The organism is Myxococcus sp. AB025B (assembly GCF_006518215.1).
GTDB lineage: Bacteria > Myxococcota > Myxococcia > Myxococcales > Myxococcaceae > Myxococcus > Myxococcus fulvus.
In genome coordinates this window covers 1-425 of sequence record NZ_SRLW01000732.1, presented here as the reverse complement: position 1 = coordinate 425, position 425 = coordinate 1, and the positions used below count along the sequence as shown (strand labels likewise).

Below are 425 nucleotides of genomic sequence, written 5' to 3'. Positions count from 1 at the left end.
CCGGAGAACGCTTGCGGCGCGGCACCGGCAATGGTGGCGAAGACGCTCCAGGCGTCGGCACCTTCAGCCACACAGCGCGCCTCAAACGCGCGGGTTGGCGGTGGCAACGTGCCATCCGGCGTGATGAGCAATGTCTGGAAACGCGGGTCTTCCAGCGGGATGCCGGCTCTCGATGCCGCATCCACCGCCACCACCCTCACGCGTTGGCCGTTGCGCCACGTCGCCAAGGATTGAGTCGGCGCATCCCCGCAACGCACGGGCAGCGCCGGCAGCGCCACAGGTAGTGGCCAGCCGCCGGCACGCACGCCACCACTCGCTGCCAGCACCTTCATCGCGTCGAGCACCGCCCAGATATCGGCGTCGCTCAATCGATCGGCAAATGCAGGCATGGTGGACGCGCCTTGTGTATCGACCATGCCGTGAGC

At 67.8% G+C, this 425-nt stretch carries 1 protein-coding gene; it reads right to left on the bottom strand.

Features of this window, described 5'->3' with window-relative positions:
* Positions 1-389: hypothetical protein (locus FL311_RS43720; protein ID WP_228557497.1), on the bottom strand; the 389-nt coding region annotated here is incomplete at its 3' end.
* Between the last annotated feature and the right edge of the window lie 36 nt (positions 390-425).